This window comes from Bradyrhizobium sp. CCBAU 11434 (assembly GCF_028128895.1).
GTDB lineage: Bacteria > Pseudomonadota > Alphaproteobacteria > Rhizobiales > Xanthobacteraceae > Bradyrhizobium > Bradyrhizobium zhengyangense.
This window is the reverse complement of record NZ_LBJX01000101.1, coordinates 338,821-361,917: the sequence shown is the minus strand read 5'-3', so window position 1 is coordinate 361,917 and position 23,097 is coordinate 338,821. Positions and strand designations below refer to the sequence as shown.

Here is a 23,097-nt window from a genome sequence, read left to right as displayed (position 1 = left end):
CGGTTCGTTACCATGCGTGCCCAGCGGCGCGCACGCGTCCGGCATCTTGACTTGGCGGCCGGTCAACGCGCTCATGGCTCAGCGCCTCCGCAGATTGACGTAATGGTCGCCGCGCCGGAGATCGGTACCACGCGTCAGCACGGCGGCGCCATCGAACGCTTCGAGCTTCGGTTGCGTCGCTGTCGCGAAATCGATCGTGGCGGACTCGTTCATTGTTTTCCAACCGCGCTTGTTCGACTCAAATTTACAGGAAAAGTGTCGCGATCTCGAAGAGCAAATCTGATGCCGCGGGACGTCACCGATCACGGTGCTTACAGGCGGGTTAATCGGCCCCCACGTTAACTACGGTATTGTCCATGTTGATCCGCTGGCGCCTGATGGACTGTGAATTGCAGTATCACACACAAGGGAATTTGCAGGGCAAAACACGCGAAAGCGGTTAAACCTATGACGAAGCGTCTCATCGTCGACAGATCTGCGTCGCGGTGTAGTCTGAGTGCTCTTGCGGTCCGCTCGTTCTGGGACGCTTCTGTCCCGCGCGGCCGTGCCGTCGCGGGACAGTGGACGCAGGGCTTTTTCAACATATCTCAGGCATTGAGAATGCAATGACGCTGATCCCGACAGATTTGTCCGCCAGCCGGATCTCGGAAACGTTGCGCGATCCCTTCAGGGAGATCGTGGCGAGTTCGCGCGTCATCGACCTCTCGGTCGGCATCGTCGTCTGCATTCCCTGTTTCCGGCGCCCCGACCATCTGCGGCTGACGCTGGACTCGCTGGTCGATCAGCGCACGCCGCGCTCCTTCGCGGTGGTGATGGTCGAGAACGATGCGGCAGGGCGCGCGAGCGCGCCGGTGGCTGCGGAATACCTCGCCGAGGGCAAACTCCAGGGCATCTGTCTGGTCGAGAAGCGGCAGGGCAATTGCCAGGCGATCAACGCGGCGTTCGAGACGGCGCAGGCGGTGTTTCCCGCCGCGACCCGCTTCCTGATGATCGACGACGACGAGATCGCTTCGCCCGATTGGCTCGAGCTGATGGTTCGCACGGCGGAGGCGACCGGCGCCGACATTGTCGGCGGACCGGTGCTGCCGGTGTTTGACGATGACAGCCGGCCCTGGCTCGCGCGTCATCCCGCTTTCTGTCCTGCCTACGATTACACCGGGGCCGTGCCGATGATCTATGGCTGCGGCAATTGCCTGATCACGCGCGGCGCGTTCGACCGGCTCGGCAGCCCCGCCTTCGACCTGCAATTCAATTTTCTCGGCGGCGGCGATTGCGACTTCTTCTATCGCGGCCGCAATGCCGGCATGATCTTCCACTGGACCGCGGAAGCCATCATCACCGAGACCGTGCCGCAAAGCCGCACCAGCTTCGGCTGGATCGCCAGGCGGGGCCTGCGCATCGGGGTGATCAACTACCGTGCGCGATCCAAGGCCGCACACGGTGCGGCGGCACGGGCGCGCCTGTTTGCGCAGACGCTCGGACGGCTGCCGCTGTCTCTGGGGCGCTCGGTCCGACTGCTGACGTCATCGAGGGCCGTCGTGGCGATGCATCCCTTGCTGGTGGCCGTCGGGTCCGCGCTTGCGGCATTCGGCTTCGATCCGAAGCCTTATGAGGCCTCGAAGATCGTCTCCTGACGCGTTCGCGCCGAGACGCTAGATCCCAAAATAGGAAAGCGCGATCTTGATCGCGGACCGCGGCATTGCCTTGAGCGATCGCTGCCCGACCATGCCGAGATAGGCAAGCGCCTCGCGATATCGTCCGAAGCGGACTGCCTGCGTCGCAGCATAGGTGACGAGATGGATCTCGGCCGCCTGCCGTAGCCGCGCGGCGGCCCCTGATGGCAGCTTGCCAAGGATGAGTTCGTCATCGAATACGCGCGCCACCGCCGGAAAGAAATCCTGCGGCGTCCGTACTGCCGCATTCATCGTATTGGCTGTGTGCAGCCGATAGTCGAGCAGTAGCTCTGGCACATAGGCGAACTCGCCTGCTGCGGCGAGCCGGCACCAGCAGTGCCAGTCCTCGCAATAGCGCAGCGAAACGTCGAAGCCGCCGGTAGCGCTGAAGGCATCAAGGCGGACGAGCATGATGCCGCCGTTGACGATGAAATTGCCGCTGGCGAGCCGCTCCAGCACGTGGCCCGAAGGCTTTTGGCGTCCTTTCAGCAGGTCGCGGTGGCCGATCGTCCGCCCGGCGCTGTCGATGGTGTTGTAGTCGCCATAGACCAGCACCGCCTGCGGCGCGGTCCTGGCCGTTGCCAGCAATGTCGTCACCGCGTCAGGCCGCAGGCGATCATCCGCATCGAGGAAGAGCAGCCAGTCCCCGCGTGCGTTGCGGGCGCCGAGGTTGCGCGCTGCCGACACGCCGCCGGCGTCGTTCCGCATCAGGCGCAGCCGCGGATCGCGGATGGCGCCGACGATTGCGTCCGTGCCGTCGGTCGAGCCATCGTCGACGACGATGATCTCGCTGACGCCGCCCTGCATGAGCGCGCTCTCGATGGCTTCGCCGATATAGGCCGCGGCATTCTTCGCGGGGATGACAACCGACACCACCGGCGACGTCGCGCGCGCATCCGCCGCCACTGGTGCTGCGGTCGGTGCATCGAGCATGGCGTCGGCGAGAGGCAAGCGAGGGCTCGTCGTGTTTAAGGATCTGTTAACCAGGCGACCTGCGGCCGCAGTCCTGGCGTGCGCAGATGATACGCGGATAAGAGCGAAATCGTTGTTGCGAAGGCGGCCCAAGTCATCGGTTTCGTAGATTAGCGTTAAGCCTGTGGCGTTAAGTCTGTCGCTGGTTTCGAGAGGTGCGATGGCCGGTCTCGTGCGAAACTACAGGCCCAGATGCCGCGGATGGATGAAAGTGCCCGCAAAGACGTTCGACTACGATCCCGACGACATGATCCTCAACCTGTTCTATGAGGACAAGGACGATCGCTGGTTTCCGGGCGACCGCCATCTGCGTCGCATGGCGCGCAAGATGCTGTTCGGTGAGCCGCGCATGAGCGGGCAGCTGCGCGTCTTCCTTAATCTCTGTGCCGGACTTGACCGGCTCGGCATCCGCTATCGTGTCAACGACTACGGCTACATCGCGCAGCACGAGGAAGAAGTCGCCTGCATCATCGGCCGCGCCTTCCTGCTCGACAAGTTTGCGTGGAAGAACCCGATCCTGCTTGGCGTTTGCGCCTATAACCATCCGTTCGACGATCCTGACCTGTTCAAGCGGCTTCCAGTCCGGAAATTTCTGGTGCCCGGTCCGTGGTATGCCGAGATGTACAGGCCCCATTGGCCTGAGACGGAAGCCTGGCCCGTCGGCGTCGACACGGATCAATGGGCGCCGTCGCGCCCGCACGACAAGACCGTCGACGTCCTGCTCTACGACAAGATCAGCTTGGATCGCGAGCGCTACGTTCCGGAGCTGGTCGAGGCAGTGCGCGCCCGGTTGACGAAGGAAGGCCGCTCCTTCACCGAGCTGCGTTACGGCAGCTACCAGGAGGAGGATTACAGGTCCGCGCTGGCACGCTCGCGCGCGATGATCTTCCTGTGCCAGAACGAGAGCCAGGGCATCGCCTATCAGCAGGCGCTGTCCTGCGGCGTGCCGGTGTTCGCCTGGGATCCCGGCGGCCCGTGGCGTGACCCCGACTATTATCCACATCGGGTCGAGTTCGGGCCCGTCTCGTCGGTGCCCTATTGGGATGATCGCTGCGGGCTCAAGTTCACTGACCGCGCCGGCTTCGAGGAGCGCTGGACCGATTTCTGGGCCGGCTGCACCGCCGGCAAATTCGATCCGCGCGGCTACATCCTGGACAATCTGACGCTGGAGCAGCGCGCGCTGCAATATTACGAGATCGCGCGAAGCGTCGCGCGGCAAAGCCGGGTTCCTGCCGCTGCCGATGTGCTGGTTGACGGATGGTTAACGGGGATGGGCTAGACCCGGGTTGACCTTTTGGGGTCCCCCATCGTCCCGTCAGGCCTTTGAGGCATGGATCGCAGCGCCGCAGACATGACTGACGTCGAGGCCCGCTCGCTGGGCCAGGCGCTGCGCGATGCGCTGGCGAAGTTCAACGTCGTGAACGCGGCACGTTGCCTTGTCGCTGTCGCGGCCCTGCTGCTGGTCCTGATCACGCTCGATCCGTTTCCCGATCTGCGCAATCCCGACGTTGCCACCGTGGTCAGCGGAAGATTGGCAACAACCTACATCTCGTTCGGATTGCTGGCCGCGATCGCGGTGCTGCTGACCTTCACGGCCGACGCGCCCTCGCTCGGAAGCCTGGTCACGCCGCTGCATCTTTGCCTGATCGGCTGGATGATGATCAATCTCGCATTCTCCGAGAGTCGCGAGATTTCGATTCAGCGCTTCGTGCTCGCGGCCAGCGCAACCACGCTTGCCGTCCTGCTGCCGCTGCTGCCGCCGACGCAGCGAAGCTTCAATCTGTGCCTCGGCGGCGCCGCGCTGGCGCTGCTGGTGGTGTGCTATCTCGGTGTCGTCCTGGCCCCGCAATATTCGATGCACACCGCGCTCGACATCACCGAGCCGCAGCTTGCCGGCGATTGGCGTGGCAGCTTTGGCCACAAGAACATCGCTTCGCCCGTGATGTCCATCCTGGTCTATGTCGGCATTTACCTGTCGGCCATGGGCTCTTTCGTGATGGGGCCGGCGATCGCGCTGCTTTCCGGCATCTTCCTGATCTTCACCGGCGGCAAGACGTCGTCGGTGCTGTGCCTTGTGATCTATGCCCTGGCATCGCTGGTCTACGCTATCAGGAGCCTGTGGCTGAAGCGGATCATCTGCTTCGCGCCGCTGATCGTGATGAACCTGCTGACGGTCGGCAGCGTCGTGAGCCCGGTGCTCGGCAGCATCACGCGGGCGCTTCCGATCGACCCCACCTTCACGGGCCGGTCCGAGATCTGGGAGTTTGCGCTCGGAGCCGTTGCGGAAAGGCCGATCACCGGTCATGGCTATGCGGCGTTCTGGGACGGCGCGGCGGAGGGGAAGACCATCCAGGGCTCGGAATGGGCGGTGACTGCGGCGCACAGCCACAACAGCTATCTCGACCTTGCCGTCACGATCGGCCTGCCGGGCCTTCTACTCGTCATCCTCATCTTCGTGCTCGCACCACTGCGCAATTTCCAGGAGGTCCAGGCCCACAATCGCAGCAATGCGCTGGGTAAGCTGTTCCTGACCATCTGGCTGTTCGGGCTCTACTTCGGAACGACCGAAACCTTCCTGGTCGAGCGCCAGAATCCGGTCTGGTTCATGTTCGCGCTTGCGGTCGCAGGGCTGCACTTCCTGGCCAGGTTCCAATGCGTCGCGCAAAGGGAACCCGATCGCTGACAATTTGTCGCAGCCGCGAGAAACACGCGCGCGCAGGCTGACGGTAACCGCTTAACGATAAGCAGCGACGTAACTTGTAGTCCGCGGCAAAACATAATCTATCTGGACGTGTTCAGTAACCGTATGCCCCGCAAATGGCGTTTCTCAGCGTCGAGCAACTAAACGGTCAGGTATCCAGCACGTCGGGAATCTCAGTCGATTTCCTGCGCGACTGGCGGCAGGCCGCATTGCGTCTGAACGCGGGACATCGCACCGCATTTCAACATGGTTACTGGCTGGGCGCGTGGTACGCCGCGTTTCACGGCGTCGCGCCGCTGATCGCTGTCATCACCGACGCGGCGACAGCTAAGGACATCGCCATCGTGCCGATGTTCAACCACACCAGGCGCGGCATCCGTATCGTTGAGTTTGCCGATCTCGGCGTCTCCGACAACAACGCTCCGATCGTTGCTGGCGATGCGAGTTTCGATGCGGCCGGCGCAGAGGCGATCAGCGCGGCGCTGGTTGACGGCCTGCGCGCCTTGCCCGATCGTTTCGACCTGCTTCGCTTCAAGAAGATGCCGGCCTATGTCGGCGGCAAGCCGAACCCGCTGGTGTCGCTCGGCCGCTCCGGCTCCTGCTCTCTCAACGGCAATCTCGTGCTGACCGGTGACGACTATGCGGACTATCAGGCCTCGATCAAGCGCATGCAGATGCCGCGCTGCTGGCGCGTGTTCAGCCGCCATGCCGGCGCCCGGTTCGAGATCGCCACCGACATTGCCCGCGCACACGAGCTTCTGGACGTGATCGACATCCAGCAGCAGGAGCGCATGCAGCAGCTCGGCTTGCGGTTCGTCCTCAACGACGCGGTCCATGGCCGCTTCTATCGCGATGTCGCCCGGCAGGGCGTTGCGGAGGGCTATGCGGTGATTTCGGCTCTGGTCTGCGACGAGGGCATCGTCGCGACCACGTTCGGTGTCAGATACGGCGCGACCTATTACTTGCTGCGGATCGGCCATGCCGGCAAGCCGTGGGCGAATTGCTCGCCGGGGCTGCTCGTGACCGAGCGCACCATGGCGGCGCTGCATGCGCAAGGCGTGCGGCGCTTCGATCTCAGCATCGGCAATCACGACTACAAGCGCCGCTTCGGCGCCGAGCCGGTGCCGCTGACCGATGTCAGCGTCGCGCTGTCATGGCGCGGGCTGCCCTTTGTCTTGCGCGACCATGCCGCGCAGGGACTGCGCCGTCATCCAAGGCTTGCAGCACTGGCCGCGCGGGCCATGGGCAAGGCGCGCTGAACCGTCGCCGGTTGCAGCGGTCACTCGAATATCGCGTTAATTGTGCTATCGTGATCGCCTCAGCCAGGAGGCGACATGCACGATCGTTCGGACAAGTATCGCGCGTTCTTTGCGCAACTGATCTGCGCCGCGGCCAGAGTCACGGACCCTCGTCTCGAACAGGCCTTTCGCAATGTGAGGCGCGAACCCTTCGCCGGACCCGGGCCATGGTCGATCACATTGGGCGGGCATCCCTATGTCGTGACGCCGGATGACGATCCCGCCTTCCTCTATCAGAATACGCTGCTGGCGCTGGATCCGGCGCGGGGCATCAACATTGGCATGCCCGGTGCGCACGCCTATTGGCTCAGCGGCTGCGGTGTCAAAGAAGGCGAGACCGTGCTCCAGATCGGCGCGGGCACGGGCTACTACACCGCGGTCCTCGCCGAGCTTGCCGGGCCCAGCGGCCGCGTCTACGCCTACGAGATCGACGCGCACCTTGCGGGGCTTGCGCGCGAGAATTTGAAGGACATCGCCAATGTCGAGCTGCGTGACCGCTCGGGCGTTGCCTCCGATCTGCCTGATGTCGACGTGATCTATGTTTGCGCAGGCGCGGCGCAGCCGGCGACCGAATGGCTGGAGGCGTTGCGGCCCGGCGGCCGGCTGGTGTTTCCGCTGGCCCCGACGGGCGTGCTCGGCGGCATGTTGATGATCACGCGCCCGCAGCAGGGCGCGGCCTGGCCGGCGAAATTCCTGAGCCGGGCCCAGTTCATCGGCTGCGCGGGACTTCAGGATGCGGAGGCAGGCCGGCGGCTCGCCGAGGCGTTTGCAAAGGGCTGGGAGAGTGTGCGGTCGCTGCGGCGAGGGGATGCGCCGGACGAGACTTGCTGGTTCGCCGGCGACGGCTGGTGGCTTTCAACGGCGCCCGCATCTGCGCCTGATATCAGCATGCCACCGCACGCGGACATCACGCGGGCGTGAGGGATTACGATTCCGTGCACTCCGCGCAGTGAAAACGTCCACGCGAGGCTCGGAACAGGCTGCGGCAATACCAGCGTCGCGCGAGAGCCTGGGCCGGCCTGCGGATCATCTGCGCAATCAAGAGAAGTTCGAAAGCCATTCGTCTAATAAGTCCTGCGTGTCGTGAGCCGTGTCGTTGCTGCTCACATAGATGGGGCGGCATTCCCGTCAGAGAATGCCGCCCGTGTCGCATCTGCCATGCGGCAGATCGTGAGGCTTAAGCTTAACCGTGCAGCTTCTTCGCGGTCTCCGCGATCTGGCGGCCCTGATAGCGCGCGCCAGCCAGCTCATTGGCGCTGGGCTGGCGGCTGCCGTCGCCGCCGGTGATCGTGGTGGCGCCATAGGGCGCACCGCCGGTGACCTCGTCGAGCTTCATCTGGCCGGCAAAGCCATAGTTCATGCCGACGATCACCATGCCGAAATGCAGGAGGTTGGTGATGATAGAGAACAGCGTCGTCTCCTGGCCGCCATGCTGGGTCGCGGTCGACGTGAAGGCACCGCCGACCTTGCCGTGCAGCGCGCCCTTGGCCCAGAGCCCGCCGGCCTGGTCCAAAAAGTTCGCCATCTGCGAGGCCATGCGGCCGAAGCGGGTGCCGGTGCCGACGATGATCGCGTCGTAATTGGCGAGGTCTTCGATCTTGGCGACAGGAGCGGCCTGGTCGACCTTGTAATACGAGGCCTTCGCGACTTCGGCCGGCACCAGCTCAGGCACGCGCTTGATGTCGACGGTGGCGCCGGTTTCGCGCGCACCTTCCGCGACGGCATTCGCCATCGCTTCGATATGGCCATAGGCGGAATAATAGAGGACGAGAACTTTGGTCATGGTGGTCTCCGTTGGGATTGGATGCGATGGCTCGTTGTTGGGTGTTACGCGGCGTCGACGAGCACGAGCTCGGAGTCTTCCAGCGCCGTGATTGTCAGCTTGCTCTCGTCGCGGATCGCGGCACCGTCGCGGGCATTGACGCGCACGCCGTTGATCTCGACCGCGCCTGCCGCCGGCACCAGATACAGGTGCCGCGCCTTCTGCGGTTCGTACTCCGCACTCTCGCCGGCTTTCAGCGTGGTGGCAAGCACCCGCGCATCGGCGCGGATCGGCAGCGCGTCGGTGTCTTCAGCGATGCCGCTCGCGATGGTGACGAGCTTGCCTGAGCGATCAGCCTTGGGGAACGGCTTTGAGCCCCAGGTCGGCTGTCCGCCGCGCGCCACAGGCTCGATCCAGATCTGGAAGATCCGCGTCCTGGTCGGCTCGAGATTGTACTCGGAATGGCGGATGCCGCTGCCGGCACTCATCACCTGCACGTCGCCCGCCTCGGTGCGGCCCTCGTTGCCGAGGCTGTCCTGATGGGTGATCGCGCCCTCACGTACATAGGTGATGATCTCCATGTTGGCGTGGGGATGGGCGGGAAAGCCGGTGTTCGGCGCGATCTCGTCGTCGTTCCACACCCGCAAGGCGCCGTGGCCCATGTTGTTCGGGTCATAGTGACTTGCGAAGGAGAAATGATGTTTTGCTTTCAGCCAGCCGTGATCGGCGCCGCCGAGTTTTGCGAAAGGTCTGAGTTCGATCATTTGCATAGTCCTTGTGTGAGTAGGTTGGCGCCTTGATCAGGCGCCGAACCCGCCGTCGACATTGAGCACGGTGCCGGTGACGAAGGAGGCTTCCGGGCTTGCGAGGAAGACGACGCCGGCGGCGACTTCCTCGGGGCGGCCGAAGCGCTGCAACGCGTGCTGCTTGCGTTGCGCTTCGGCGAAATCGCGGTCGTCATCCGGATTCATGTCGGTGTTGATCGAGCCGGGCTGCACCACGTTGACGGTGATGCCGCGCGGGCCGAGGTCGCGTGCCGCGCCCTTGGTGTAGCCGACGACGGCCGCCTTGGTGGCAACGTAGTCGGCAAGGCCCGGGAACGTGGCACGGTCGGCGAGCATGGAGCCGACGGTGACGATGCGGCCGCCTTCACCCATCAACCGCGAGGCGGCGCGGATCGCCGCGATCACGCCGTGAACGTTGACCTGGTCCTGCCGTTCCAGCGCGCCGGTATCCGCATTGGCATCGTCGGTCGCGCCGCCGGCGGCGACGCCGGCATTGTTGACGAGGATGTCGAGATGGCCGAATTCCCTGGCGACGTCGTTGACGAGCTTCGTCACGTCCTTGGCCGAGGCTTGATCGGCCTTGAAGGCGCGAGCCTTGACGCCGCGGGCCTTCAATTCGGTGACGACAGCTTCGGCCTTGTCCGGCGAAGCCAGGTAGCTGATGGCGACGTCAGCGCCTTCATCGGCGAGCGCGCGGGCCGAGGCCGCGCCGATGCCGCGCGAGCCGCCGGTGACGAGGGCAACCTTGCCTGAGAGCTTCTTGGTCATTGGATTTCTCCAGTCCGTCAATTTCTGATGGGCCTTGGATAAGCCTCCGCCTGTGGTATAGAAATAGAAACTGTTGAAACATATTGTTTCCTAATATAACCCTGCGGACCCTCGCCATGGCCAAACTCCCCGATTTCGAGGCGCTCGCGATTTTCGCAAAAGTTGTGGAGTTGCGGTCGTTTGCCGGGGCCGCGAGCGAGCTCACGATGTCCAAGGCCACGGTGTCCAAGGCGGTCACCCGCCTGGAGGAGCGGCTTGGCGCCCGTCTGTTCAACCGCACCTCGCGCCGCCTTGCGCTGACCGACGCCGGCCACAAGCTCGCCGATCGCGCCACGCGCCTGCTCGCTGATGGTGAGGCCGCAGAGAACGAGGCGCTGGCGCAATCGGTGGCGCCGCGCGGCCTAGTACGGCTTGCGGTGCCCATGACGTTCGGCATCAAGGCGGTGGCGCCGCTGTTGCCGGAGTTTTTCGAGACCTATCCGGAGGTCTCGGTCGATCTGCATTTGAGCGATGCCACCGTCGATCTGATCGGCGAAGGTTTCGACATGGCGGTGCGGATCGCGCGGCTGCCGGATTCCTCGCTGATCGCGCGGCGGCTCTTCACCATGCCGCGCTTCACGGTCGCGGCGCCGTCCTATCTGAAGAAGCACGGCCGCCCGACGCATCCGATGCATCTCGCCCAGCACAAATGCTTCAGCTACGCCTATCTCTCGACGCCCAATATCTGGCACTACACCAATTCCGCCGGCGAGCAGGCCAGCGTCCGCCCCGGCGGCCTGCTTCGCGTCAACAACGGCGAAGCGCTGATGCCGTCGCTCCTATCAGGCCTCGGCATCGCGGAGCTACCTGAGTTCATCGTCGGCGATGCCATCTCTTCCGGCGCCGTCGAAGTGATCCTGAAAGACTGGAAGCAGGCCGAAGGCGCGGTGCACCTCGTCACCCCACCCGGCGGCCCGAGGCCCGCGCGCGTCGAGGCGCTCGGCGAATTTCTTGCCGCGAAGCTGCCGGGGACGTGCAAGCGGAAGCCGAAGAAGGGTGGCAAAACCGGTTAGCTACTACTGTATCCTCAAAGCAGCTATCGTAGGGTGGGCAAAGCGAAGCGTGCCCACGTCTTTGCTCGGGGGATCGCGAGTGTCTCGATATCGGCGCGTACGAGGGAGGACGTTCTTCTTCACCGTTGTGCTCGAAGACCGGTCGAGCACGCTGCTCGTAGATCAAGCTGATCGCCTGAGACGAATGTACCGAACCGTCTTTGAGCGCCAGCCATTCGAGACGATCGCAATCTGTATTCTGCCGGACCACCTCCATGCAATCTGGACGCTGCCGGAGGGCGACGTCGACTTTTCATCGCGTTTGAATCTGATCAAGGGCGGATTCTCGCGGGGCTTACAGGCTGTCGCGCCTTCGATGAGCAAATTGAAGAAGCGCGAGAAGGGCATTTGGCAGCGCCGCTATTGGGAGCATGCAATTCGCGATGACGCGGATCTGGAACGACACGTTGATTACATTCATTTCAACCCAGTGAAGCATGGCCTCGTGACGCGGGTGCGCGATTGGTCTCTCAGCAGTTTCCATCGCTACGTCAAGCAGGGAGCACTTCCCGTGGATTGGGGCGGTGATATGCGGGATATTGCGGGGCAATTCGGCGAGTGACGTGGGCACGGCGCGCGAAGAGCGCGCCTTTGCCCACCCTACGGAATCTCGCAATGACGGTCTTCCAGCTACGACACCTTCACGCCGTCGATCGCGACGATCCGCAGGCTCGGCTTCAGCGTCTTCTCCAGCTCCGACTTCAGCTCATGCACCCGCGGGTCGGTCGAGCGCGCGGCGCACACCGCGTATTGATGCACGGATTGCGTCAGGGCGCGGCGCGCCTCCGGCGTGCGCGTCAGTTCGGGCTTCGAAAGCCGCAGGACGATCGCCGCCAAATTCACCAGCATTTCGTCCAGGGCGACGTCGATGGTCGCAAGTTTTCCCATAACACTCCCTCCGCACTCGCCCTCGCAGGGCAACGGAGGGTGGAGGGATGCGTTCCGGACGAGGCCGAACATGGCTAACACTTCGTAAACGGCTTGTTCTTGCGGACCGTGACGCTAGGCTGGGAGGGAAACAAGAAAACAAGGGGAGGGGGCTGCCATGAATCGACGTATGGATCGACGTGACGTCTTGCGCGCGGTTGCCGCGTTGCCATTGTTGCGGGCCGCGTTGCCGGCGCAGGCCTTCGCGCAAGCCTACCCCGTTCGCAACATCACCATGATCGTGCCATTCCCCGCCGGCGGCCAGGCCGATCTCGCGGCGCGCCCGGTGGCGCAGGCGCTGGAGCGGATTCTCGGCAAGTCCGTCATCGTCGACAACCGCGCCGGCGGCGCCGGCGGATCGGTCGGCAACGCTGCGGCGGCGCGCGCCGAGCCCGATGGCTACACCCTGCTGATGGCCTTGTCCTCGCTCGCGGTGCTGCCCGAGGCCGACCGGCTGTTCGACCGCCCCGTCGCCTACGAGATGTCGCAGTTCATGCCGATCGCGCGCGTGCTGGCCGATCCGACGCTGCTCGCGGTGCCGACCTCGGCACCATGGAAGACGGCGCAGGAGTTCGTAGCGGATGCGAAGAAGCGTCCCGGCCAGATCACCTATGGCTCGTCCGGTCCCTACGGCACGCTGCATGTGGCGATGGAGATGTTCGCAAACAGCGCCGATATCAAATTGCTGCACGTGCCGTTCCGCGGTGCGGGGCCAGCGCTGACCGCGCTGCTCAGCGGCACCGTGCAGGCGATCGCGGCCGCACCGGGCACGCTGAAGCCGCAGGTCGACGACGGCAAGCTGCGCGTGCTCGGCAATTGCGGCGCGCAGCGCATCGCGAGCTTCCCCCACGTGCCGACCTTCCAGGAGCTCGGCTACAAGGATGTCGAGATGTACATCTGGGCCGGGCTGTTTGCACAGAGCGCGCTTCCCGCACCGATCGCGAGCCGCTTGCGCGAAGCGATGGCGCAAGTGATGACGAGCCCGGACGTGCTCAAGACCTTCGACGCGTCGGGTAGCCTCGTCGCGTATCAGGATGCGCCCGATTTCGCCAAGTTCGTCGCGACCGACAGCGCAAGGCTGATCGCGGCGGTGAAGAAGATTGGCAGGGTGGAATAGGTTCCAGCCGCTTCCTCACATTTTGTTGTTGGTCCAGAACCTGTCCGCGCCTCATTGATTGAAGACAAGTCGAGCGAGTTGGAAGGATCGGAACCATGCGAACAGAGCGGATTGCGCTGGGTGTGGCGCTCGCGATTGGCGGCATCGTCGCGCAGAGCGCAGCATTCGCCGAGGAATATCGCGGAACCATGGAGCAGCAGATGGCCTGCACGCCTGATGTCTGGCGCCTGTGCAGCGACCAGATTCCAGACGTGAGCCGCATCACCGCTTGCTTGCGGCAGAACACGCCGCAACTCTCCAGCGGCTGCCGCGCCGTGTTCGAGTCCAACAACCAGATGCCGCCGCAACAGCAGGTCCCGCGCAATCGCGCCGCACCGCCGCCGACGCGCTACAATAATGCGCCGTCGCCGCAGGTGCAGCCACGGCCTTATGATGATGACGACGATTAGCGCTGCCTAGCGCCTGTCCTGTTCAGGTCGACGTCCGAGCACCATCCGCAAGGCGGCGCCGAACAGAATGACCGCGACTGGCCAATGGAACCAGATTTTGTGCCCGCCAGAGAACAGATTGATCATGATCAGGAAGGCGGACACCGTGAGCGCCACCGCAACCGGCCGGGGCAGCTTTCCCAGCCAATCCGAAACGGCATTGGTGGGCGATGATGGCTCGCGCCTGTCGCCCATCCGCGGAGCGCCCGCTCTCTCCGACGGTGTTCGGTTTTCCTCCATCGGGATGCTGGCATGCCCGGCCGCTTGGCCGCCCAGGGTCACCCGATAGCTGGTCAGGGGCGCGATGTTCTTCATCGGGCGCTGGCCGAGACAGTCGAAGCCAACGGACAGTTTGTTGTGCACCTGATCGTAGACGGAGCTCGAGATCACGACCCCGCCGGGGTCAGCGAGCTCCTGCAGCCGTGATGCGATATTGACGCCGTCACCATAGATGTTGGTGCCGTCCACCATCACGTCGCCGAGGTTGATGCCGATGCGAAACCGCATCGCGTTCGCTTGAGGCGCGGCCGATTCCTGATCGGATATTTCCTGCTGAATCTCGATCGCGGATTGGACGGCCTCGACCACGCTGGCGAATTCGGCGATCACGGCATCGCCCCAGGTGTTCACGATGCGGCCGTCATGGCGCTCGACCAGTCGGGCAATGGCCGCGCGGGAGCGGCGGAGCGCTTCCAGCGTTCCGGCCTCGTCCGCTTCCATGAGACGGGAATAGCCGTACACGTCAGCGCACAGCACGGTGGTCAGTCGTCGTTTCACCTTGTCATCGGGCATGGTCCTCATCCTAGCCTCCCTGACCGGCAAATGCATCAGGCATCGCATCTGGCGCCGTCGCGGTTCAGCGACCGGTCGTCCCGTCCCGAAACCGTCACGTCTGTGCAACGAATTGCCGTCGGCCAAGTTGATTGCGGTCGGAAGCTGTCGATTGGAGGAATGTCATGTCCAAGACCGAATCCAAGACCAAATCCATGACCAGAATTCCTGCTGCACTTTGCGTGTTTGGCGCGATATTGCTCGGAGCACCTGCAATGGCAGCTCCAGTCACTCCTTTGTCCGGAGCCGCCAAGCCGATGGCGCAGGAGAACGACCTGGTGCAAGCGCGATTCGGCTGGCACTGGGGCTGGGGCCATTCGCACCGCGCGAACTATCGCTGCCGGCCCTACTGCGGCTGGGGCGGCTAGAGCGAAATGCGTTTCGGTTGAATCGGTGCAATCCGCGAGCCCCGACACCTCTCCTCGCTGGGGAGAGGTGTCGCAGGCCGACCGATCGAACCCGCGTTATGGCCTGTGCTCGCAGACATCGACCCATTCCGCTGCGGTCAGCTCGGCCATCCGATCGGGCGTGATGCGCACGGCGCTGTGGGTCGAGCCCGCGGCCGGCACCACCACGTCGTACGCCTTCAGCGAAATGTCACAATAGACCGGCAGTGGCGATTTCAGGCCGAACGGGCAGACGCCGCCGACCTCGTGGCCGGTGATGTCGGCGACCTCTTCCAGTCCCAGCATCTTCGGCTTGCCGCCGAACTGCGCCTTTACCTTCTTGTTGTCCATGCGCGAGGTGCCGGCCGCGACGATCAGGATCACGCGCTCGCCGACGCGCAAGGACAGCGTCTTGGCAATCATGCCGGGCTCGACGCCATAGGCTTCGGCGGCCAGCGTCACGGTCGCCGAGCTGATCGGGGATTCCATGACTGATATGTCGGGGGCTTTCTCGGCGAAGAAGGCGCGAACGGATTCCAGGCTCATTCCAGTTGGCTCATCGAGGACTTACGGGCGGGCGGCAATCGCGGGCAGGTCCGAAAGCGAACGAACACGATAATCCGGCGCAAAGCCGAGCTCGTCCATCTGGGTGCGGATCGCCTTGAACATGGTCAGCGGTGCCACGAGTTCGGTCTCGACGCAAGCCAGCGCCATCGCCTCCGGCGTCACCCGCTCGATCCAGGCGACGTTCAGCCCGAACGCCTTGGCACCGGCGACGTCCCAGGGATTGGAGGAGACGAACAGCACCTCGCCAGGCGCGGTGCCGAGCACCTCGCCGATCAGCTCATAGGCCTGTGGGCTCGGCTTGAAGATCTTCTTGGCATCGACGCTGATGGTGGCGTCGAGCAGGCGGTCGAGCCCGGAATTGCGCACCAGCGCGTTCAGCATATCCGGGCTGCCATTGGAGAGGATGGCCAGCTTTCGCGGTCTCAAGGCCTCGAGCGCGGCGGTCGCGTCCGGATAGAGATCGAGATGCAGATATTTTTCGATGATCCGCTCGAAGGCCTCGTTCTCGTACGCCAGCCCAAGCACGCGCAGCGTATAAGCCAGCGAGTCGCGCGTGACGGCAGAAAAATCCTGGTAGCGCCGCATCAGCGAGCGCAGCCAGGTGTATTCGAGCTGCTTGATCCGCCAGACCTGCGTGATGATCTCGCCATAGCCCGGAAACGCATCCTCGGTGATCTCAGCGACCGACTGGATGTCGTAGAGCGTTCCGTAGGCGTCGAAGACGACGGCTTTGAGATTCATCGGCTGTCCTTCCGGGCGGTGTAGTCACAAGAACCCCGCTTGGGGGCGTGCGCGTATCGTCAGCTTACCAGAGCACAGCAGACGCCGGCCACCGCAAGCGTGATCGCGGCTTGTGGACCCAGTGCAGACGTTGGCTGTTTCGCTGACCGCTCTTCCGGGCTTGGTTCAAGTTCCGAAATGCGGCCGTCGCCACAGTGGAATGCGTCACGCTAGTCGCACACTTCGGTAGCGAAGTTGGTAGCAGATGTGCTGAAATATTTTCGCTGCTCGATGCGACATCCGGGCTTGACGGGCCGGCAACCGGCACTCGAGCAGATCATCTGGCCGCTCGATCTCGCCTGCGGTTTCGAAGGCGTTGACTCGACCTGCTTTCGCTCGTCGTCCGCTCCTTTCGGCGATTCACGAGTCGCCACTGGCTTCTTGTCTTGGCCCCTCTCGCATTCGTTGTCACCATTGAGGTGATAATTTGCCCGGCAGGTGATCTTGACGCAGGTGTCGCCATCAGCCCTGAAGCCGTGCTCGCAGACAAGCGGACAAACCCGACCAGGCCTGGCCTTGATCGCATCGAGCGCTTCGAAGCTCGCCAGCTTGGTGTCGAATTTTGTTCCGGCAAACTTGTTAAACAGCGTCAGGGAGCGCTGGGAGGCATTGCTCCAGTCGCCGTCAGTTGCGCCCGTCATACAACCGACACGGCGCAGCTCAGACTGCACCAGCTTGATCGTCTCTTGAGGCGAGAGGGATGGCTGCGATGGCGTGGGCGGAAGGTCCGCAACCTTCATGGCGTTGTCGTTCTTGTCCTTGGTTTCCGTCGCCGCCTGCTTCTGCGCTGCAAGTTCGGCAGCAGCCTTCTCTCGGGCAATGCTGTCGGCTAGCGCGGTCTCGGCCGCCTGCTTTTCGGCAAGTGCCTTGGCGACTGCAGCTTCCGCCTCCTTGCGCCGCTGCTCGGCCTCTGCTGCCTTCGCTTCTTCAACCCGTTTGGCCTTTTCTGCCGCAAGCCGGTTGTCCTCGGCAGCCTTCGCGGCCGCCGCGGCCTTCTCCTGTTCGACCTTGTTGGCGCGATCGGCGGCCAGACGTGCCTTCTCCTGCTCCGCCTGTCGGGCCTTGTCTACCGCCTCAGCGCGGGCTTCCTCGGCCGCGATCTTGTTGAGCTGGCCCTTGGCGAGACCGGCGTAGAATCCATCGGGATATTGGGTCAGGAACACGGTCCAGCCATCGCGGGTACCGAGTTGAAGCGCGAACTCGTAGTCGCGGCGAACGGCCTCCTGCGGATCGGCTTGCGCTCCCACTGCCGGTGCGGCCGGGACCAGAGACAGATCTTCGCCGCCGAGCGAACCGTAGACGTAAGGCTCTTGATGATAGGCCGTGCTCCTGAGAACGTCGTCGCGGACGAAGCCAAAGGCTTTGCGGAGATCGAGCCCTGGTTTTGGCAGGCGTTCGACCACGGCAATTGCAAATGGGCTGTTCTTCGAGTCTCCGTCCGACGCCGTCGAGCCCGCCTTGGCGGCAAAAGCGATCATCGTATTCGGACTCGACGGCTCGACCTTGGCAAGACCGCGACCGATAGAACGGCTGGCCACGGTGCGTTTCATCGTTCCGGCGAACGGGTTGTCCCGGCAGGCATCGAGAATGACGAGGCGAAGCTGCTTGGCTGGTTCGATCGTCGCCAGGATACGGTCGAGCGGAAGTGCCTCGTCGTAGACGTCCGTATCGACTTCCAGCGCGGCATCGGTCGGGACCAAATAGTTGATGCCATCGACCTCAATCCCGTGGCCTGCGTAATAAACAACGGCGATGTCGGCATCCCGGCTCCGGAGGCCAAATTCCCTCAGCGCTTTCCGCGTCTCGGCAATGTTGAGGTCAGTCTTGATCTCGACGAGATCGAATCCAGCGTTCCTGAACATGCCGCCAACCAAGGCGGCGTCATTCACGGGGTTCGCCAGCTTCGGCACGCTCTTGTAGGCGGAATTGCCGATCACCAGCGCGACCCGGCGTTCGGCATGGGCCGAACCGAACGTCAAGCAAAGCAAAAAGATTAAGAAAAACCAGCGAGGTGTGCGCATGGAAGCCCCGATTATGTGCACAGGGTATTTGCAGCTTGCCATAATGCAAGTGGGACTTTGTGATGTCGATCACAGTAAAGGTCGCCCGCCTTTGAAGCGCGTCACGAATCTGATTTTCGGCATTGGCACCAAGCCGACATGCGACTGGCGCCTGCTTGCGAAGGGAAAGGGCCTGTGTCCTCCCGGAACTTTGCCAACGCCTCTCCGTTCCCGTTAGCGGGCATGAATGTAGGCAGGCGTGATGAAATGGATGTTGGTCGTCTTGGTCGGCGGCGTCTCACCCGTCAACACCGATCTGGTGTTCGACAAGTTCAGTGACTGCCTCGCCGCCGAGGAGCAGATGCGGCAGCACTATGCTGACGCGTTCGAGGCGTGGGATCGCACGGCTGCGGCAAGGATCGAACGCCGCAGCGACTACAGGAAAGCCCGTGATATCGAGGCCAAACGGCTGCTCAGCAACGTAGGGACGTGCGTGCCGCACGGTGGCGGCGATGCGCAGCCGGTCACAGCACCGCAGCAGCAACCTTCTGCTCCAGCGCCGTCGCAACCTGCCGCGACACCGTCGCCGCAGCCAACGCCGCGACCTTAGTGAGTGCGCTGGTTGCGCGCGCCGGAATGATTCCGCCGCCCGCGAACTAAAGCGTCACGACGACCTTGCCGAAATGCGAGCCGCTCCGCAGGTGAGCATAGGCTTCGGGGACGTCCTCGAAATCGTAGATGCGGTCCACGATCGGGTGGATCGCATGTTCGGTCAGGAAGCGATTCATCGCAGAGAAATGTTCAACCGATCCGACGGTGACACCGATGATATCGGCATTTTCCCATTGCAGGCGAGCGAGATCTGGCTTCGGACCGAACCCCGTCAAGACGCCGATCTGAATGATCTTGCCGCCCGACGCGACGGATCGCAGCGACCGGTCATAGGTGCCAGGACCGCCGAGTTCGAGAATGTGGCTGGCACCTTCGCCACTGGTGGCCTTCATCACGGCGATATCCCAGTCCGGGGTGTTGCGATAGTTGATGAGGATCGAGCCGCCCAGTGTCCTCGCGCGGGCAAGCTTTTCATCCGAGGACGAGATCACGATCGCGCGCGCCCCGAGCGCCGCAGCGAATTGAAGTCCGAACAGTGCGACGCCACCCGTTCCCTGGACGAGCAGCGTGCCGCGCTTGCTCAACCCACCGCGTGTGACGAGGCCGTGCCAGGCCGTGACGCCAGCACAGGGCAAAGTGGCCGCTTCGACCGAGGACAAATGCGGCGGTACGGGGACGAGCGCTGACGCCGGCAGCACGACATACTCTGTCAGCATTCCGTCCGTCGCGTTGCCACCGAGGGACGACGCAACGTAGCTGGATTTGAACGGCCCGGAGATCCAATCGCGAAAGAACGACGCGGCGACGCGGTCGCCGATCTTCCATTGCGCGACCTCGGCGCCGATGGCGTCAACGATGCCCGCACCGTCGGAGAGCGGCACGCGGCCGTTGACTTCGTTCTGGCCCGCGCGGTCGAGGATCAGAAGGTCCCGGTAGTTGAGACTGACCGCTTCGACCCGGACGCGGACTTCACCATTGGCGGGTTCGGGCTTGCTGACGTCGGCTCGCACGAGGTGGCCGGCCCCCGCATGGCTGTTCAAATGATAGGCTTTCATCATTGCTCCCTTCACAAGTGGCATTCACTTGGATGAGCACCATCTGTACGGTCTGACAACACTGTCAGGGTCAAGAGGTCTTCAGATGAAAATTGGCGAGCTTTCCCGCAGGACGGGGGTCAGCGTCCGGATGCTGCGCTATTACGAAGGCGAAGGCTTGCTCGCGCCGCAGCGGACCAATGCCGGTTATCGCGACTATGGCCCGGAGGCAGAGGAGACCGTGCGGCGGATCAAAATGCTTGGTTCGGCGGGGATGAAGCTCGAGACGATCCAGCAATTGCTCCCGTGCGTCCGGAACAACGATCCGGCTTTCACGCCGTGCAATGAGCTACGAAGAATCCTCGCTCAGCAGGTCGGCCTGATCGACAAACGCATCGAGACGCTCAGCCAGAGCCGCACCATTCTGGCGGGCTATCTGGCAAGTGTGAACTGATCGCGCATTGCGCGTCGACGTCCGCCCTCGGGCCGTGAGCGGACGTCGTGAGGACGCGGCTAGATCCCCAAGATCTTCCGCGCGTTGGCCTTCAGCACCTTCGGCCGGATCTCGTCGCGGATGTCGATCTTGGCAAAGTCCGACAGCCAGCGGTCCGGCGTGATGACGGGCCAGTCCGAGCCGAACAGCATCTTGTCCTGCAGGATCGAGTTGATGTAGCGCACCAGGATCGGCGGGAAATATTTCGGCGACCAGCCGGAGAGGTCGATATAGACGTTCGGCTTGTGGGTCGCGACCGACAGCGCCTCTTCCTGCCAGGGGAAGGAGGGATGTGCGAGGATGATCTTGAGGTCGGGGAAATCGGCCGCGACGTCGTCCATGTACATCGGGTTGGAATATTTCAGCCGCATGCCCATGCCGCCGGGCATGCCCGAGCCGACGCCGGTCTGGCCGGTGTGGAACAGCGCGATCGCGCCGCCATTGTTGATCTCTTCGTAGAGCGGATAGGCCATGCGATCGTTGGCGTAGAAGCCCTGCATGGTCGGATGGAATTTGAAGCCGCGCACGCCGTATTCCTCGATCAGCCTGCGCGCCTCGCGCACCCCGAGCTTGCCCTTGTGCGGGTCGATCGAAACGAAGGGGATGAGGACGTCGAGATGGTCAGAGGCGATCTCCAGCATCTCTTCATTCTTGTAGCGGCGGAAGCCGGTCTCGCGCTCGGCATCGACGGGGAAGATCACGGCGGCGATGTTCTTGGAGCGGTAATAGGCCGCGGTCTCCGGCACGGTCGGCGGATGCTTGTGCGGCGACTTGAAATAGTCGGCCATCTGCGCCTGGAAATCGTCATAGCCGTCGTCGGGATGGGTGCCGCAAGGCTCCTCGGCATGGGTGTGGATGTCGATGGCGACGACCTTGTCGATATCAGGCAGCTTCAGCTTGGGCATTGGTGTCCTCCCGACGGGTTGCCGAATTGATTATATGATATAACGAATTTGGCAAGGCGTTGCTGGCGGAGAAACCGCAACCCGCTAAAGTCTTTGCGGGGCCTGGCCGGGGCCTGACAGAATCGGGCCGAACCGGCCGCTTCTACTGTGCATGGGGTTGTTTCGCGTTTTGCCTGCGAGGAACCAGCCAGACAACATTGACATGACCTCCCGCCATGCCTTAAGAACCGCCCCGTCCCGGGCGGTCGGTCCGCCAGCGGGAAATATCTCATTTTGCCACATTCGCGCGTGCCGAAACGGTAGTGCCGAACACGGCCTTTCGAACGTTCAGGATTCTGCCATGAAGGTCCGTAACTCGCTGAAGTCGCTGCGCGGTCGCCATCGCGCCAACCGCCTGGTCCGCCGCAAGGGCCGGGTCTATGTGATCAACAAGGTGCAGCGCCGTTTCAAGGCTCGCCAGGGCTGATATTGCCCTCGCGGTCGCCTTCGCGCGCCCCGCAAGACCACGGTCTCACACGAGTTTGACGCCGCCTTTGCTTTGCAAGGGCGGCTTTGCGCGTTTAGACTTTCACCATGACCGTGAGATTCCTTTTCCCGCGCACGCTGTGCCTGGCCCTGGTTCTTGGAACTGCCGGCCTCGCGCCGGCGCTGGCGCAGAATGATCCGGCCCCGCCGACGAAGCAGCAGAAGAAGCTGCCGGAGGCACCGGCCAAGCTGCCCAAGGCCGACCGCACCAAGAACCTCGATTTCCTGTTCGGCGCGCTAAAGGCCGCTCCCGACGACGTCAGCGCCAAACATGTCGAGGCGCGGATCTGGGCGATCTGGCTGCAGACCCCGAGCGACACCGCTGCCCTCCTGATGGCGCGAGCCAAGGCGGCGGTCGATGCGCAGAAGATCGACGTCGCGATCAAGCTGCTCGATTCCGTCATCAAGCTCCGGCCCGATTATATCGAAGCCTGGAATCGGCGCGCCACGCTCTATTACATGCAGAACGACTATGCCCGCTCGCTCGCCGACATCCGCGAGGTGCTGATCCGCGAGCCCCGTCACTTCGGCGCGCTCGCGGGGCTCGGCATGATCATGCAGGACGTCGGCGACGAGAAGCGCGCGCTCGAGGCCTATCGCAAGGCGCTCGCCGTCAATCCGCACCTCGAGAAGATCCCCGAGCAGGTGAAGGCTTTGACCGAGAAGGTCGAAGGCCGCGACATCTAGCCGATATTTCGATCATTTCTTGAGCGGTTGCGGCGCGCCGCGATTAACCACGATCGGAAGCGCAATGCGGCAAGGACTATTGCCGGTGCTGCCGCAGGTCTACCTGCATGGCAGGGAGCACAGCCATGATGCGTTTGATCTTTGCTTGTAGCTTGCTGTTGGCGTCGGGAACGATCAGCCTCGCCAATGGGCTGTTCTGGGTGGTTGGCAATCGCGCCACCGGCAAATGCAATATCGTGACCAGCAATCCGGTCATCATTGGCGACATCTGGTTCGGCGACGGTCCCTACAAATCCAAGGACGACGCCAAGCTTGCGCGCTCGACCATCCGCGCCTGTCCCGTGCTCACGCCCGACGAGCAAAAGGCCGAGGACGACGCCGGCTAATCCGGCTTAGTGCAGCACGTTGGTGCCGCGCTCGGCGAGACCATGATCGGCGGCCGCGGCATAGGCCTTGGCGAGCTCGGTCTCGAGATGTTCGTTGATCAGCAGCAGCGCCCGCACCGCACCGCGCAAATCGCCGTTGCAGCTTGCCACAATCTCGTCGATTGCGGTGTCATTCGATCTGAAGCTCATCGAAAAATCCTCCGGTTCAAACCAGGACAATCCTGCCGGTCTTTCCTGCATCCCCTGAGGTTGCGAGGAGGGATCGGCGCCCATCCGCTTCCAAATGGCGGAACCGACCGTGGCGATTAT

The 23,097-nt window shown here is 63.3% G+C and carries 28 protein-coding genes; 15 read left to right on the top strand and 13 right to left on the bottom strand.

Annotation, left to right across the window (positions count from 1 at the left end):
- Positions 1 to 78 precede the first annotated feature (78 nt).
- Positions 79 to 213, bottom strand: coding sequence for a hypothetical protein (locus tag XI06_RS36455; protein WP_271607498.1), 135 nt, complete (start codon positions 211 to 213; stop codon positions 79 to 81).
- A gap of 392 nt (positions 214 to 605) precedes the next feature.
- On the opposite strand from XI06_RS36455, the gene XI06_RS36450 reads away from it, so the two are divergent.
- Positions 606 to 1,634, top strand: coding sequence for a glycosyltransferase family 2 protein (locus tag XI06_RS36450; RefSeq protein ID WP_271607497.1), 1,029 nt, complete (start codon positions 606 to 608; stop codon positions 1,632 to 1,634).
- 18 nt (positions 1,635 to 1,652) lie between these two features.
- Here XI06_RS36450 and XI06_RS36445 read toward each other — a convergent pair whose 3' ends face one another.
- On the bottom strand, positions 1,653 to 2,624 hold the full coding sequence (locus XI06_RS36445) for a glycosyltransferase (RefSeq protein ID WP_442869486.1): 972 nt from the start codon (positions 2,622 to 2,624) through the stop codon (positions 1,653 to 1,655).
- A gap of 232 nt (positions 2,625 to 2,856) precedes the next feature.
- On the opposite strand from XI06_RS36445, the gene XI06_RS36440 reads away from it, so the two are divergent.
- From XI06_RS36440 to XI06_RS36425, 4 genes are all read left to right on the top strand, one after another.
- Positions 2,857 to 3,924, top strand: a complete 1,068-nt coding sequence (locus XI06_RS36440; RefSeq protein ID WP_271607496.1) for a glycosyltransferase family 1 protein — start codon at positions 2,857 to 2,859, stop codon at positions 3,922 to 3,924.
- Positions 3,925 to 3,975: 51 nt separating this feature from the next.
- Complete coding sequence (locus XI06_RS36435) at positions 3,976 to 5,328, top strand: O-antigen ligase family protein (protein ID WP_237864581.1); 1,353 nt, start codon at positions 3,976 to 3,978, stop codon at positions 5,326 to 5,328.
- Between the two features lie 134 nt (positions 5,329 to 5,462).
- The gene (locus tag XI06_RS36430) at positions 5,463 to 6,605 is read left to right on the top strand and encodes a GNAT family N-acetyltransferase (RefSeq protein ID WP_237864580.1); all 1,143 of its coding nucleotides are present in this window, start codon (positions 5,463 to 5,465) and stop codon (positions 6,603 to 6,605) included.
- Positions 6,606 to 6,680: 75 nt separating this feature from the next.
- Positions 6,681 to 7,565, top strand: a complete 885-nt coding sequence (locus XI06_RS36425) for a protein-L-isoaspartate O-methyltransferase family protein (protein WP_271607495.1) — start codon at positions 6,681 to 6,683, stop codon at positions 7,563 to 7,565.
- Between the two features lie 262 nt (positions 7,566 to 7,827).
- On the opposite strand, the gene wrbA is transcribed toward XI06_RS36425, so the two are convergent.
- Genes wrbA through XI06_RS36410 form a run of 3 tightly spaced genes read right to left on the bottom strand, consistent with a single transcriptional unit; the run spans position 7,828 to position 9,959 of the window.
- Positions 7,828 to 8,427, bottom strand: coding sequence for an NAD(P)H:quinone oxidoreductase (gene wrbA / locus XI06_RS36420; protein ID WP_237864578.1), 600 nt, complete (start codon positions 8,425 to 8,427; stop codon positions 7,828 to 7,830).
- A gap of 44 nt (positions 8,428 to 8,471) precedes the next feature.
- Positions 8,472 to 9,170 carry a pirin family protein gene (locus XI06_RS36415; RefSeq protein ID WP_237864577.1) on the bottom strand — a complete coding sequence of 233 codons (699 nt, stop codon included), beginning with the start codon at positions 9,168 to 9,170 and terminating at the stop codon, positions 8,472 to 8,474.
- A 36-nt stretch (positions 9,171 to 9,206) separates the two neighbouring features.
- Positions 9,207 to 9,959, bottom strand: coding sequence for an SDR family NAD(P)-dependent oxidoreductase (locus XI06_RS36410; RefSeq protein ID WP_237864576.1), 753 nt, complete (start codon positions 9,957 to 9,959; stop codon positions 9,207 to 9,209).
- Positions 9,960 to 10,075: 116 nt separating this feature from the next.
- Here XI06_RS36410 and XI06_RS36405 point away from each other — a divergent pair, with 116 nt between their 5' ends.
- On the top strand, positions 10,076 to 11,011 hold the full coding sequence (locus XI06_RS36405; RefSeq protein WP_237864575.1) for a LysR family transcriptional regulator: 936 nt from the start codon (positions 10,076 to 10,078) through the stop codon (positions 11,009 to 11,011).
- 79 nt (positions 11,012 to 11,090) lie between these two features.
- A complete protein-coding gene (locus XI06_RS36400) occupies positions 11,091 to 11,612 on the top strand; it encodes an REP-associated tyrosine transposase (RefSeq protein WP_271607494.1) in 522 nt (173 codons plus the stop codon).
- A 68-nt stretch (positions 11,613 to 11,680) separates the two neighbouring features.
- Here XI06_RS36400 and XI06_RS36395 read toward each other — a convergent pair whose 3' ends face one another.
- Positions 11,681 to 11,938: a hypothetical protein gene (locus tag XI06_RS36395; RefSeq protein ID WP_237864573.1), complete on the bottom strand. Its 258-nt coding sequence runs from the start codon at positions 11,936 to 11,938 to the stop codon at positions 11,681 to 11,683.
- 169 nt (positions 11,939 to 12,107) lie between these two features.
- On the opposite strand from XI06_RS36395, the gene XI06_RS36390 reads away from it, so the two are divergent.
- Both XI06_RS36390 and XI06_RS36385 read left to right on the top strand, forming a co-directional pair.
- On the top strand, positions 12,108 to 13,094 hold the full coding sequence (locus tag XI06_RS36390; protein ID WP_271607596.1) for a tripartite tricarboxylate transporter substrate binding protein: 987 nt from the start codon (positions 12,108 to 12,110) through the stop codon (positions 13,092 to 13,094).
- Positions 13,095 to 13,189: 95 nt separating this feature from the next.
- Positions 13,190 to 13,543, top strand: coding sequence for a hypothetical protein (locus tag XI06_RS36385; RefSeq protein ID WP_237864572.1), 354 nt, complete (start codon positions 13,190 to 13,192; stop codon positions 13,541 to 13,543).
- 6 nt (positions 13,544 to 13,549) lie between these two features.
- On the opposite strand, the gene XI06_RS36380 is transcribed toward XI06_RS36385, so the two are convergent.
- A complete protein-coding gene (locus XI06_RS36380) occupies positions 13,550 to 14,374 on the bottom strand; it encodes an adenylate/guanylate cyclase domain-containing protein (protein WP_271607493.1) in 825 nt (274 codons plus the stop codon).
- Between the two features lie 164 nt (positions 14,375 to 14,538).
- Here XI06_RS36380 and XI06_RS36375 point away from each other — a divergent pair, with 164 nt between their 5' ends.
- Positions 14,539 to 14,781 (top strand): hypothetical protein, encoded by a 243-nt coding sequence (locus XI06_RS36375; RefSeq protein ID WP_271607492.1) that lies wholly within the window; start codon positions 14,539 to 14,541, stop codon positions 14,779 to 14,781.
- A 96-nt stretch (positions 14,782 to 14,877) separates the two neighbouring features.
- On the opposite strand, the gene XI06_RS36370 is transcribed toward XI06_RS36375, so the two are convergent.
- The 3 genes from XI06_RS36370 to XI06_RS36360 all read right to left on the bottom strand — a co-directional run bounded on the left by XI06_RS36370 (position 14,878) and on the right by XI06_RS36360 (position 18,167).
- Positions 14,878 to 15,345 (bottom strand): YbaK/EbsC family protein, encoded by a 468-nt coding sequence (locus tag XI06_RS36370; RefSeq protein WP_237864569.1) that lies wholly within the window; start codon positions 15,343 to 15,345, stop codon positions 14,878 to 14,880.
- Positions 15,346 to 15,366: 21 nt separating this feature from the next.
- Positions 15,367 to 16,107 (bottom strand): haloacid dehalogenase type II, encoded by a 741-nt coding sequence (locus XI06_RS36365; protein WP_237864568.1) that lies wholly within the window; start codon positions 16,105 to 16,107, stop codon positions 15,367 to 15,369.
- Positions 16,108 to 16,316: 209 nt separating this feature from the next.
- The gene (locus XI06_RS36360) at positions 16,317 to 18,167 is read right to left on the bottom strand and encodes a caspase family protein (protein ID WP_271607491.1); all 1,851 of its coding nucleotides are present in this window, start codon (positions 18,165 to 18,167) and stop codon (positions 16,317 to 16,319) included.
- Between the two features lie 250 nt (positions 18,168 to 18,417).
- Between XI06_RS36360 and XI06_RS36355 the strand changes: the two genes are divergently transcribed.
- Complete coding sequence (locus tag XI06_RS36355; protein ID WP_271607490.1) at positions 18,418 to 18,756, top strand: hypothetical protein; 339 nt, start codon at positions 18,418 to 18,420, stop codon at positions 18,754 to 18,756.
- A gap of 46 nt (positions 18,757 to 18,802) precedes the next feature.
- On the opposite strand, the gene XI06_RS36350 is transcribed toward XI06_RS36355, so the two are convergent.
- Positions 18,803 to 19,813, bottom strand: coding sequence for a zinc-dependent alcohol dehydrogenase family protein (locus XI06_RS36350; RefSeq protein ID WP_237864662.1), 1,011 nt, complete (start codon positions 19,811 to 19,813; stop codon positions 18,803 to 18,805).
- An 85-nt stretch (positions 19,814 to 19,898) separates the two neighbouring features.
- On the opposite strand from XI06_RS36350, the gene XI06_RS36345 reads away from it, so the two are divergent.
- Positions 19,899 to 20,246 carry a MerR family transcriptional regulator gene (locus tag XI06_RS36345; RefSeq protein WP_271607489.1) on the top strand — a complete coding sequence of 116 codons (348 nt, stop codon included), beginning with the start codon at positions 19,899 to 19,901 and terminating at the stop codon, positions 20,244 to 20,246.
- Between the two features lie 59 nt (positions 20,247 to 20,305).
- On the opposite strand, the gene XI06_RS36340 is transcribed toward XI06_RS36345, so the two are convergent.
- On the bottom strand, positions 20,306 to 21,190 hold the full coding sequence (locus XI06_RS36340) for an amidohydrolase family protein (RefSeq protein WP_237864564.1): 885 nt from the start codon (positions 21,188 to 21,190) through the stop codon (positions 20,306 to 20,308).
- A gap of 340 nt (positions 21,191 to 21,530) precedes the next feature.
- Between XI06_RS36340 and ykgO the strand changes: the two genes are divergently transcribed.
- The 3 genes from ykgO to XI06_RS36325 all read left to right on the top strand — a co-directional run bounded on the left by ykgO (position 21,531) and on the right by XI06_RS36325 (position 22,788).
- Positions 21,531 to 21,656: a type B 50S ribosomal protein L36 gene (gene ykgO / locus XI06_RS36335; protein WP_006611362.1), complete on the top strand. Its 126-nt coding sequence runs from the start codon at positions 21,531 to 21,533 to the stop codon at positions 21,654 to 21,656.
- 107 nt (positions 21,657 to 21,763) lie between these two features.
- A complete protein-coding gene (locus XI06_RS36330) occupies positions 21,764 to 22,402 on the top strand; it encodes a tetratricopeptide repeat protein (RefSeq protein ID WP_237864563.1) in 639 nt (212 codons plus the stop codon).
- Positions 22,403 to 22,527: 125 nt separating this feature from the next.
- Entirely contained in the window at positions 22,528 to 22,788 is a 261-nt protein-coding gene (locus tag XI06_RS36325) for a hypothetical protein (RefSeq protein WP_237864562.1), read from the top strand.
- Between the two features lie 6 nt (positions 22,789 to 22,794).
- Here XI06_RS36325 and XI06_RS36320 read toward each other — a convergent pair whose 3' ends face one another.
- Complete coding sequence (locus XI06_RS36320) at positions 22,795 to 22,977, bottom strand: hypothetical protein (RefSeq protein WP_237864561.1); 183 nt, start codon at positions 22,975 to 22,977, stop codon at positions 22,795 to 22,797.
- Positions 22,978 to 23,097: the final 120 nt, after the last annotated feature.

Coding starts and splice junctions, on each gene's coding strand:
- XI06_RS36455 (WP_271607498.1), bottom strand. CDS start 213: ATGAACGAGTCCGCCACGATCGATTTCGCGACAGCGACGCAACCGAAG.
- XI06_RS36450 (WP_271607497.1), top strand. CDS start 606: ATGACGCTGATCCCGACAGATTTGTCCGCCAGCCGGATCTCGGAAACG.
- XI06_RS36435 (WP_237864581.1), top strand. CDS start 3,976: ATGGATCGCAGCGCCGCAGACATGACTGACGTCGAGGCCCGCTCGCTG.
- XI06_RS36430 (WP_237864580.1), top strand. CDS start 5,463: ATGGCGTTTCTCAGCGTCGAGCAACTAAACGGTCAGGTATCCAGCACG.
- XI06_RS36425 (WP_271607495.1), top strand. CDS start 6,681: ATGCACGATCGTTCGGACAAGTATCGCGCGTTCTTTGCGCAACTGATC.
- wrbA (WP_237864578.1), bottom strand. CDS start 8,427: ATGACCAAAGTTCTCGTCCTCTATTATTCCGCCTATGGCCATATCGAA.
- XI06_RS36415 (WP_237864577.1), bottom strand. CDS start 9,170: ATGATCGAACTCAGACCTTTCGCAAAACTCGGCGGCGCCGATCACGGC.
- XI06_RS36410 (WP_237864576.1), bottom strand. CDS start 9,959: ATGACCAAGAAGCTCTCAGGCAAGGTTGCCCTCGTCACCGGCGGCTCG.
- XI06_RS36405 (WP_237864575.1), top strand. CDS start 10,076: ATGGCCAAACTCCCCGATTTCGAGGCGCTCGCGATTTTCGCAAAAGTT.
- XI06_RS36395 (WP_237864573.1), bottom strand. CDS start 11,938: ATGGGAAAACTTGCGACCATCGACGTCGCCCTGGACGAAATGCTGGTG.
- XI06_RS36390 (WP_271607596.1), top strand. CDS start 12,108: ATGGATCGACGTGACGTCTTGCGCGCGGTTGCCGCGTTGCCATTGTTG.
- XI06_RS36385 (WP_237864572.1), top strand. CDS start 13,190: ATGCGAACAGAGCGGATTGCGCTGGGTGTGGCGCTCGCGATTGGCGGC.
- XI06_RS36380 (WP_271607493.1), bottom strand. CDS start 14,374: ATGCCCGATGACAAGGTGAAACGACGACTGACCACCGTGCTGTGCGCT.
- XI06_RS36375 (WP_271607492.1), top strand. CDS start 14,539: ATGTCCAAGACCGAATCCAAGACCAAATCCATGACCAGAATTCCTGCT.
- XI06_RS36370 (WP_237864569.1), bottom strand. CDS start 15,345: ATGAGCCTGGAATCCGTTCGCGCCTTCTTCGCCGAGAAAGCCCCCGAC.
- XI06_RS36365 (WP_237864568.1), bottom strand. CDS start 16,107: ATGAATCTCAAAGCCGTCGTCTTCGACGCCTACGGAACGCTCTACGAC.
- XI06_RS36360 (WP_271607491.1), bottom strand. CDS start 18,167: ATGCGCACACCTCGCTGGTTTTTCTTAATCTTTTTGCTTTGCTTGACG.
- XI06_RS36355 (WP_271607490.1), top strand. CDS start 18,418: ATGTTGGTCGTCTTGGTCGGCGGCGTCTCACCCGTCAACACCGATCTG.
- XI06_RS36350 (WP_237864662.1), bottom strand. CDS start 19,813: ATGAAAGCCTATCATTTGAACAGCCATGCGGGGGCCGGCCACCTCGTG.
- XI06_RS36345 (WP_271607489.1), top strand. CDS start 19,899: ATGAAAATTGGCGAGCTTTCCCGCAGGACGGGGGTCAGCGTCCGGATG.
- XI06_RS36340 (WP_237864564.1), bottom strand. CDS start 21,190: ATGCCCAAGCTGAAGCTGCCTGATATCGACAAGGTCGTCGCCATCGAC.
- ykgO (WP_006611362.1), top strand. CDS start 21,531: ATGAAGGTCCGTAACTCGCTGAAGTCGCTGCGCGGTCGCCATCGCGCC.
- XI06_RS36330 (WP_237864563.1), top strand. CDS start 21,764: ATGACCGTGAGATTCCTTTTCCCGCGCACGCTGTGCCTGGCCCTGGTT.
- XI06_RS36325 (WP_237864562.1), top strand. CDS start 22,528: ATGATGCGTTTGATCTTTGCTTGTAGCTTGCTGTTGGCGTCGGGAACG.
- XI06_RS36320 (WP_237864561.1), bottom strand. CDS start 22,977: ATGAGCTTCAGATCGAATGACACCGCAATCGACGAGATTGTGGCAAGC.